The organism is Dietzia sp. DQ11-38-2, assembly GCF_014145055.1.
Classification (GTDB): domain Bacteria; phylum Actinomycetota; class Actinomycetes; order Mycobacteriales; family Mycobacteriaceae; genus Dietzia.
Map to the genome: position 1 here is coordinate 1 of NZ_JAALDW010000245.1, position 6462 is coordinate 6462.

Genomic DNA, 6462 nt, shown 5'->3' on the forward strand with positions numbered 1-6462 from the left:
GCCGCCGCCGACGACACCGTCGCCCCGTCCGACCCCGTCTCCCCGGCCGACCGCGGCGCTGCGCTCGACGCGATCCGCGCCGCCTTCCCCGCCCTCGCCTGGGAGTCGTCGCAGTGGATCGACGAGGGCTGGGACCACGTGGTGGTGATGTGCCACGGCTGCCGCGGCGCCGACTCGCTCGGGCACCGGGACCTGGTGTTCCGGTTCCCCACGGACGAGCAGGCGCTCGCGCGACTCCCCCACGAGGCAGCGGTCCTCGACCACCTCTCGGCCGGTGTCGACGCCGCCATACCCCGGTACACGCACGTCCCCCCGGACGGCGGATTCGCCGGGTACCCCCTGGTGTATGGGGACCGGCTCACCCCTGACCTGCTCCGTTCCCTGCCCACGACGGACAGGACGATGATCGCCGGCCAACTCGGGGCGCTGCTCACCGCGCTCCACGGGGCCGACACGTCGGTCCCGCCGCTCGACCGGGTCCCGGACTCCTACCAACCCGAGAACCTGGACTTCGTGCGGGGGATCGTGGCCAACGACCTCCCGGCGGTGTTCACCGAGGACGAGATGCGGACGGCGCGGGAGATCTGCGACGAGGTCGCCGCGCTCCAGTCCACCCTGCTCCCGCGGGTCCTCCTGCACAACGACGTCTACGTGCGCCATCTCTACTGGGATGCGCGCACGTCCCCGGGCCGGTTGGGGCTCATCGACTTCACCGACATGTGCCTCGGCGACCCGGCGGTGGACTTCGCCGAACTGTACGAGTACGGCCCGCGTTTCGTCGACGAGGTGCTCGCGCGCTACGTCGGCAGGATCGACGAGACCTTTCTCGACAGGGCGTGGGCCTACCAGCGGTTCGCCGGGCTCTACATGATCGTCGGCCACCTCTACTACGGGGAGGAGACGTGGGAGTACGCGCGGGCGACGTTCGACCGCTGCCGGTCGCCACGTCGCCCGCTGGCCTGAGTGGGACGTGCGGGCCCCGTCAGCCCTTCACGCGACGCTGGCGGGCGAACTCGGAGAGCACCACTCCGGCCGCGACCGAGGCGTTGAGGCTCTCCACCCCGCCGGAGATCGGGATCGAGAGGATCGAGTCGCAGTTCTCGCGCACGAGCCGCGAGAGCCCCTTGCCCTCGGAGCCCACCACCACGACCGTGGGCCCGGTGCCGTCGTAACTGTCCAGGGTGGTGTCGCCGTCAGCGTCCAGGCCCACGAGCTGCACTCCGGACTTCGCCCAGTCCAGAAGCGTCCGGTTGAGGTTGGTCGCACGCGCGACGGGCAGCCGGGCCGCGGCGCCCGCGGAGGTACGCCACGCGACTGCCGTGATGGACGCACTGCGCCGCTCGGGGATCAGGACGCCGTGGCCGCCGAACGCGGCCGTCGATCTGATGACGGCCCCGAGGTTGCGGGTGTCTGTGATGTTGTCGAGGGCGACCAACAGCGCGGGGCTCGACGACCCCATCGCGATGTCGAGGAGGTCCTTGGGGTCGGTGTACTGGTACGGCGGCACCTGCAGGCCGATGCCCTGGTGCATGCCGTTGCTCGTCATGCGGTCGAGATCGGTGCGCGGCACCTCAAGGATCGAGATGCCCTTGTTGGCGGCCAGGTGCACGGCCTCGGTCAGTCGCTCGTCGGCCTCCGAGCCGACCGCCACGTACAGGGCGGTCGCGGGCACGCCGGCCCGGAGACACTCCACCACCGGATTGCGCCCGACCACGTATTCGGGGCCGTCGGCCTGCTTCTGGGCGTGCCGGCGGCGCTGCTGGGCCGTCTCCGCCTTTCGCGAGGCGGCCTTGGCCTTGCGGTGTGCGGAGTGATACGTGCGGTCCTCCGCCTTGGGCGTGGCCCCCCGGGCCTCGAGACCCCGTCGCCGCTGGCCGCCGGATCCGACGACCTGGCCCTTCTTGGTGCCGGTCTTGCGGATCGCCCCGCGTCGGCTCGAATTGCCCGCCATGTCAGTCCTTCCGATTGGCGAGCGACCATTTCTGGCCGTCCGCGGTGTCTGCCACCTCGACGCCGGCCGCGACCAGTCGGTCCCGGATCGCGTCGGCGGTGGCGAAGTCCTTATTCGAGCGCGCGATGTCGCGCGCCTCGAGTTCTGCGCGCACGAGCGAGTCGAGCGCGGTGGTGGCGGCGTCGTCGCCGCCGCCGGCGGCCACCCAGTGGGGGTCGAGGGGATCCACGCCCAGCACCGCCGTCATGGCCCGGACGGCCGACGCGGCGGACAGCGCCGAGTCGTGATCACCGGCGGCCAGGGCCGTGTTCCCCCTGCGCACCGTGCCGTGGATCTCCGCCAGCGCGGCCGGGACCCCGAGATCGTCGTCCATCGCCGCGGCGAATCCGTCGGTCCACTCGCCGACGGGTATCTCCGGGACGACCTCGGCCACGCGCCGGATAAAGGTCTCTATCCTGCGGTATCCGGCAGCGGCCTCCTGCAACGCCTCCGGTGAGTACTCGAGCATGGACCGGTAGTGGGCACTGCCGAGGTAGTAGCGCAGCTCGACGGGGCGCACCACGGTGAGGATGTTCGGGACGCTGAGGACGTTACCCAGCGACTTGCTCATCTTCTCCCCGGCCATGGTCACCCACCCGTTGTGCAGCCAGTACCGGGCGAAGCCGTCACCGGCCGCGTGGGACTGGGCGGCCTCGTTCTCGTGATGAGGGAACTGCAGGTCCAGGCCGCCGCCGTGGATGTCGAAGGTGTGACCGAGGTACCAGGTGGCCATCGCCGAACACTCGAGGTGCCAGCCGGGCCGGCCCTCTCCCCACGGGGTCGGCCAGCTCGGCTCCCCGGGTTTGGCCGCCTTCCACAGCGCGAAATCGCGGGGGTCTCGTTTACCCCGCAGGTCGGCCCCCTCGCCCTGGTCGACCTCGTCGAGCCGGTGTCCCGAGAGGTGCCCGTAGTCGCCTTCGGGGGCGGCCGACCAGGCCGCGACGTCGAAGTACACGCTGCCCTCGGCCGGGTACGCGTAACCGCGCTCGATGAGCCGCTCCATGTAGTCGATCATCTGGGTGACGTGTCCGGTGGCCCGGGGCTCCGTGGACGGCGGCAGGACGCCCAGGGCGTCGTAGGCCCTGGTGAACTCCCGCTCGTGCGTGGCGACCCATTCCCACCACGGCCGCCCGTTCTCCGCGGCCTTGGTGAGGATCTTGTCGTCGATGTCCGTGACGTTGCGGACGAACGCCACGTCGTAACCGCATCCCAGCAGCCATCGGCGCAGGATGTCGAAGGCGACCCCCGACCGGACGTGGCCGATGTGCGGCACGGACTGCGGGGTGGCTCCACAGAGGTAGACCGACGCGTGACCCTCCCGGACAGGGGTGAACTCCCGGAGGGAGCGGGTGGCGGTGTCGTACAGCTGGAGCGTCACGGGGATCGAGTCTACCGGTGACGCCTCCTCGCGCCCGCTTCGTCAGCTCCGGAACAGCAGAGCCGTCGCCACCGCGGAGACCCCCTCGCCGCGGCCGGTGAAGCCCATCCCGTCGGTCGTGGTGGCCGAGACGGACACAGGGGCGCCGATGATCGCCGAGAGGGTGTCCTGGGCCTCGAGCCGCCGCGGGCCCATCTTGGGTCGGTTACCGACCATCTGCACGGCGGCGTTACCGATCGTCCACCCCTGGCCGGTCACCTCCGCCACCGCTTCACGCAGGAGACGCTCACCGGAGACGTCGTCGTACTCGGGGCGTCCGGTGCCGACCAGGGTTCCGAGGTCGCCGAGACCGGCGGCGGACAACAGCGCGTCGACCAGTGAGTGGGCCACCACGTCTCCGTCGGAGTGGCCCTCGCACCCGTCGTCGTCGGGGAAATGCAGGCAGGCCATCATGCACTTCTTGCCGGGTTGAACCTGGTGGGCGTCGGTGCCGATACCGACGCGGGGGGGCACGGGTCCGGTCACGGGACGGTCCTCCGGGTTCTCGCGTGCGTGGAACCCGTGCTGGTCACGGAGTTCCTCCTGGGCGCGCGCGTGGTCCGACGCGGTGGTGATCTTGAAGGCGAGCGGATCACCCGCCACGGTCGCCACCCTCCTGCCCAGCCGCTCCACCAGGCCGGCGTCGTCGGTGGCCCCGTCACCGGCCGCATCGTAGGCCGCCAGCAGCACGTCGGGCGCGAAGCCCTGCGGCGTCTGAACGGCTCGGAGAACTCCGCGATCGGGCGTGCCCACCACGTAACCGGCGGCGTCGACCTCCTTGACGGTGTCGACCACGGGGAGGACGGGGACCACCGCGCCCTCGCCCGATCGGACCGCCTCCACCACCCGGAGGATCGGAGCGGCCGGGGTCAGGCAGCGTGCCGCGTCGTGGACCAGCACGACGTCGTGGACCGGCGACCCCGACCCCTCGAGGGTGGCGGTGAGGACCGCCAGACCGTTACGGACCGAGTCGGTGCGTTGCGGCCCGCCCACCGCGACGAGAACGAGGTGTTCGCCGGACCGGAGAGGCGCGAGCAGCAGCTCCGACTCCGCGACCCGGTCCTCGGGGACCACCACCACGACGTCGTCGACCGCCCCGCTCGCCAACAGACCGGAGACGGCCCGCTCGAGCATGGTCCGACCCGACAGCTCGACGAAGGCCTTGGGGACCCCCGCACCCAGGCGCAGTCCGGAGCCCGCCGCGGGAACGACGGCGGCCACCCTGCCCGTGGGGGGCGGGTGGCCACTGCCATCACTGAGCTCCTGCGCGGATCGAGTCACCCCCGCGGTCGCGTCAGGCGGGGGTGGCGGCGGACAGCACCTGCTCGAGGAGCTCGTCGGCGCGGTGCTCATCGGCGCGGTCGGCCAACGCGAGTTCGCCCACCAGCACCTGCCGTGCCTTCGCGAGCATCCGCTTCTCACCGGCGGACAGACCACGGTCCAGGTCACGACGCCACAGATCGCGGACGACCTCGGCGACCTTGTTCACGTCCCCCGAGGCCAGCTTCTCGCCGTTCGCCTTGTACCGGCGGGACCAGTTGGTCGGCTCCTCGGCGTGCTCAGTGCGCAGGACGTCGAAGACCTTGTCGAGCCCCGCCTCGTCGACCACGTCACGCACGCCCACGTACTCGGCGTTCTCGGCCGGAACCCGGACCGTGAGATCGCCCTGCGAAACCTTGAGGACGAGGTATTCCTTCTCGGTGCCCTTGACCGTCCGCATCTCGATCGCCTGGATACTAGCGGCGCCGTGATGCGGGTAGACGACAGTGTCGCCGACCTTGAACTCCATGAGTGGCTTTCCCCTTTCGACTGAGACATCTTAGCACGCCCTCAGCGCTGGGGTTTTCCGTTTGTGCAGGTCAGAAACCCGTACAGCGGGGGCGCCGCATCCGGGGGGTGCCGGGAGCGCACTCTGACGCCGGTCACGACCAGCCGTGGACTACGATGAGACCGGCCTGAGAACGACCATCCCCCGAGGAGCCTGACGTGACTTCACCGAACACCGGCCTGCGCCGCACCGCGCTCGTAGTCCTGGCCGTGGGTACCGCCGTCGGTTTGTCCGCGTGTGGCGCCGGGCAGGTCTCCCAGACGGCCAACCAGGTCGCCGCGGTGGACGGCGGGCAGGGTTCCGCGGGCGAGCTCCACGTCAACGATCTCGTGGTGGTCCTCCCCGAGGAGGGCGAGGCGCGTCTCGGGTTCGCCGCCTCCTTCACCGGGACCGGCATGGGCGAGTCGATCTCCCTCGACCGGATCGAGATCGACGGGATCGAGGCGCAGCTCGGCGAGACACAGCCGCTGGAACGCGGATGCTCCCTGATCGTCTCGCCGGCGGCCGACGTCGAGCCCGTCCCCGCGCGGGACGACCTCTGTGTCGAGCGCAGCACCGCCACGCTGCCCGACTCCGACGACCTCCGGATCGGGACCTCTGTACCCGCCACCGTGTCGTTCTCCAACGGCGATCAGATCGAGATGTCCGCCGCCGTCATCGCCGAGGTCCCGCCCAGCGACGAGTACACCCGCCCGGTCGAGACCCACGCAGAGGGGCACTGAGACGTCCGCCCTGGCCCCCCGCGCCACGGACGGGACCCCCGTCGACGCACCCGTCCGGGCCGTCCTCCGGCGCCTGTCCCCCGGCACCCCGCTGCGTGAGGCACTGGACCGCATCCGTCGCAGCGGCACCGGTGGTCTCATCGTGCTGGGCGATGACCCCGCCGTCAGGGAGATATGCGACGGCGGTGTCACGCTGGACGTCGAGTTCACACCGGCCAGGCTGCGCGAACTGAGCAAGATGGACGGAGCCGTGGTCCTGTCCTCGGACGGCGAGCGGATCACCCATGCCAACGTCCACCTCGTGCCCGATCCCACCCTGCCGGCGGTCGAGACCGGGACCCGGCACCGCGCGGCCGAACGGACCGCCCTGCACACCGGTGTCCCGTCGGTGGCGGTCTCCGCCTCGATGACGACGGTGACCGTCTACGCGGGCGGGCAGGCCCGCGTCCTGGCCGACCCCGTGGTCCTGCTGGCCCGCGCGGACCAGACGGTGGCCACCATGGAG

General features: G+C 71.1%; 7 protein-coding genes and 1 pseudogene. 3 read left to right on the forward strand and 5 right to left on the reverse strand.

From position 1 onward, the window contains the following. A partial coding sequence (locus G6026_RS09200; protein WP_241727996.1) for an aminoglycoside phosphotransferase family protein occupies nucleotides 1-963 on the forward strand: 963 nt, incomplete at its 5' end. Nucleotides 964-982: 19 nt separating this feature from the next. Here the strand turns inward: G6026_RS09200 and rlmB are convergent. The 5 genes and pseudogenes from rlmB to G6026_RS09220 all read right to left on the reverse strand — a co-directional run bounded on the left by rlmB (nucleotide 983) and on the right by G6026_RS09220 (nucleotide 5196). Next, nucleotides 983-1951 (reverse strand): 23S rRNA (guanosine(2251)-2'-O)-methyltransferase RlmB, encoded by a 969-nt coding sequence (gene rlmB, locus G6026_RS09205; RefSeq protein ID WP_107755699.1) that lies wholly within the window; start codon nucleotides 1949-1951, stop codon nucleotides 983-985. 1 nt (nucleotide 1952) lies between these two features. Beyond that, nucleotides 1953-3368: a cysteine--tRNA ligase gene (gene cysS, locus G6026_RS09210; RefSeq protein WP_182612980.1), complete on the reverse strand. Its 1416-nt coding sequence runs from the start codon at nucleotides 3366-3368 to the stop codon at nucleotides 1953-1955. A gap of 42 nt (nucleotides 3369-3410) precedes the next feature. Continuing rightward, the gene (gene ispF, locus G6026_RS17260; protein ID WP_309230106.1) at nucleotides 3411-3893 is read right to left on the reverse strand and encodes a 2-C-methyl-D-erythritol 2,4-cyclodiphosphate synthase; all 483 of its coding nucleotides are present in this window, start codon (nucleotides 3891-3893) and stop codon (nucleotides 3411-3413) included. Nucleotides 3894-3938: 45 nt separating this feature from the next. Beyond that, nucleotides 3939-4688 (reverse strand): annotated as a pseudogene (gene ispD, locus G6026_RS17265) (2-C-methyl-D-erythritol 4-phosphate cytidylyltransferase); the annotation flags it as partial. A 13-nt stretch (nucleotides 4689-4701) separates the two neighbouring features. Then, nucleotides 4702-5196 carry a CarD family transcriptional regulator gene (locus G6026_RS09220; protein WP_017835982.1) on the reverse strand — a complete coding sequence of 165 codons (495 nt, stop codon included), beginning with the start codon at nucleotides 5194-5196 and terminating at the stop codon, nucleotides 4702-4704. Between the two features lie 197 nt (nucleotides 5197-5393). Here G6026_RS09220 and G6026_RS09225 point away from each other — a divergent pair, with 197 nt between their 5' ends. Both G6026_RS09225 and disA read left to right on the forward strand, forming a co-directional pair. Continuing rightward, the gene (locus G6026_RS09225) at nucleotides 5394-5957 is read left to right on the forward strand and encodes a hypothetical protein (RefSeq protein WP_182612982.1); all 564 of its coding nucleotides are present in this window, start codon (nucleotides 5394-5396) and stop codon (nucleotides 5955-5957) included. A gap of 10 nt (nucleotides 5958-5967) precedes the next feature. After that, a partial coding sequence (disA, locus tag G6026_RS09230) for a DNA integrity scanning diadenylate cyclase DisA (protein ID WP_182612984.1) occupies nucleotides 5968-6462 on the forward strand: 495 nt, incomplete at its 3' end.

Excerpts from the sequence above, each read along its gene's own strand:
- G6026_RS09220 (WP_017835982.1), bottom strand. The coding sequence starts at position 5,196 with ATGGAGTTCAAGGTCGGCGACACTGTCGTCTACCCGCATCACGGCGCC.
- rlmB (WP_107755699.1), bottom strand. The coding sequence starts at position 1,951 with ATGGCGGGCAATTCGAGCCGACGCGGGGCGATCCGCAAGACCGGCACC.